This is a genomic window from Mesorhizobium sp. M7D.F.Ca.US.004.01.2.1 (assembly GCF_003997785.1).
Taxonomy (GTDB): Bacteria; Pseudomonadota; Alphaproteobacteria; order Rhizobiales; family Rhizobiaceae; genus Mesorhizobium; species Mesorhizobium loti.
Map to the genome: position 1 here is coordinate 1 of NZ_RZRQ01000593.1, position 2,069 is coordinate 2,069.

A 2,069-nucleotide genomic window follows, 5' to 3' on the forward strand; every position below is an offset into this window, starting at 1 on the left:
GCGCAAGACGCTCATCAACGCCGCTCGCGTGCAGATCTTTTTCGGTGCGCAGGACGCTGACGATCTGCGCTACGTTTCCGAGCAGCTCGGCGAAACGTCGGATGTGCAAAAGGACGTGACGCGCACCAAGGCAACGTTGTTCGACACTTATTACACGCGCTCGGAGCACCGCAAGGAAGTGCGACGGCCCCTGATGCGGCCGGATGAAATCCGGACGCTCGACAAGAACAAGGTCATCATATTGCCACGCGGCGAACTGCCGATCCTGGGCACCCGCAATTTCTATTTCGCCGACGGCCAGCTCGCCAAACGCGCGTTCATGCCCCTGCCCGCCTTTACCGACGCTTCGCGCACGAAAATCCCTGGATTGGACGCTTCCGCGGCGGTTCCATCTCCTGCGCTCCCGACCATTGTGCCGACAACACCGGCGTACCGCTCAGGCCTCTTGCAAACCCGCCTGCGGCGCGGCGCAACATTTGCCGCAAAAGCAGGCCCTATAGCTCCGCCGCCGGGCCGGCGCGCAATCGTAAAAGAACGGCTGAAAACAACAGTCGCCGCAGCCGTGCCGGCTTATGCCGCCGTGGATTTTTCTGCTCTGGCGGCCAAAGCGGTGACAACACGCATAGCGCCCGACAAAGAAGCGGCGGTTGCGGCGATCATGAACAAGGTGCGTTCTCTTCGCGCCAACGCAGCCGATACCGAGAGTTTCGATCTAAATCTCAGCATCGTCGAAGATGCTTTGCCTGATCTAGTCGATTAGCCGAGCAATCTACGGCGACCGCCGACAACGCGCCTCCCGCCCAACCGCGCAGGCCGCATTTGATGCGCCAGCCGCTGCGTAAAGGGGTGCCAGAGATGCCCTTTTGCACGGGACTTGACCAACTCGCTCCCGCTACTCGTTGCGAGCCAGAACGGAAACCAAGACGGAAATATCCGAGCAAGGAAGCTGCCGAGTTGCGTTGATGATCACCTGGTGGGAAGCTGACAGGCGTTTTGTGGAAAGTGCCTGCCGAAACCACCGAGCATTGGGGAGCTGGCGCGCTTGCAGACATGGTTGCGCGGCCTAGATGCTCTTTAGCGGAGATCGCACTGCCGCCGGAGACATGGTTTGCCCCGCTTTTTTCTGCACCTCGTGCTTGCCGGGCGCCGTCATCCTGATCCGGAAGGGAGCGAATTCCCAGACCATGAAAGTGCCGTTCGCGAAGCGATCGCCGCTGCAAAGGACATGATGGCGGAAGGATTGCGAGGTGGGAAGCCGCTAATACGCAATGCATCGTTTGAAATCGTAGTCGACGACGGCGCCGTTGTCGCGACCGTAACCTTCGCCGAGGCCGCCGATCATGGGAGCTAGGCGATTGTACCGAGTAGCCTCTCATACTCCTGTTCCGGCTCACTGTAGGTGCCGTCGGCGATTTGGAACAGACCATAACGATCTCGGATCACGATCTCACCCCGTCTGGCCTTGATCAGTCCCATCCCCTCAAGCTCCTGGATAGCGACGGTTACACCCGGCCGTCGCACGCCGAGCATGACGGCCATGAACTCGTGGGTGATAGAAAATCGGTCGTCGCGCACCCGGTCCTGGCACATCAGGAGCCAGCGCGCCAACCGTTCCTCCAGTTTTGATCGGGCATTCACCAGAGCGGTATAGCTGGCCTGGATGAAGAGGGTCTGGACATAGAGCAGCAGCAGCGCCTTCAGCGTGTTGCTTTCAGCCAGAGCCGTCGTCAGCGCCCCGGCAGGCACCCGGATTCCGCTGCCTCCCACCTGCATGTAAGTGTCATGGGCGGCGCGGTCACCACCGAGCACAACGAGAGCGCCGGTCATGCCTTCCATCCCAATCAGGCCGACCTCGGTATCGCGGCCTTTCGGTATTTTGGCGACGACTGACGCGATGCCCGTTTCGATAAAATACACATATTCGATAACGGATTTCGCGGTTTCAAGGGAGGTCCGCAGCGGCAGATCCACGGGCTCCAAATGGGGCGCGAGCAACGCCAGGTCCACGGGAGAAAGTCGCTGCAGCAAGGCGTTTCGATAGATTGTTTTAGGCTGGTTATCCATAACTC

General features: G+C 60.0%; 3 protein-coding genes. 2 read left to right on the forward strand and 1 reads right to left on the reverse strand.

Annotation, left to right across the window (positions count from 1 at the left end; translation table 11 throughout):
- Positions 1–760, forward strand: a 760-nt coding sequence (locus tag EN993_RS35160; RefSeq protein WP_164758037.1) for a type IV secretory system conjugative DNA transfer family protein, incomplete at its 5' end; no start/stop codon positions are given.
- 348 nt (positions 761–1,108) lie between these two features.
- Positions 1,109–1,351 carry a hypothetical protein gene (locus tag EN993_RS35165; protein WP_127266179.1) on the forward strand — a complete coding sequence of 81 codons (243 nt, stop codon included), beginning with the start codon at positions 1,109–1,111 and terminating at the stop codon, positions 1,349–1,351.
- Here the strand turns inward: EN993_RS35165 and EN993_RS35170 are convergent.
- Positions 1,348–2,064 carry a Crp/Fnr family transcriptional regulator gene (locus EN993_RS35170; protein WP_127266180.1) on the reverse strand — a complete coding sequence of 239 codons (717 nt, stop codon included), beginning with the start codon at positions 2,062–2,064 and terminating at the stop codon, positions 1,348–1,350. The genes EN993_RS35165 and EN993_RS35170 overlap by 4 nt on opposite strands.
- Positions 2,065–2,069: the final 5 nt, after the last annotated feature.

Coding starts and splice junctions, on each gene's coding strand:
- EN993_RS35170 (WP_127266180.1), bottom strand. CDS start 2,064: ATGGATAACCAGCCTAAAACAATCTATCGAAACGCCTTGCTGCAGCGA.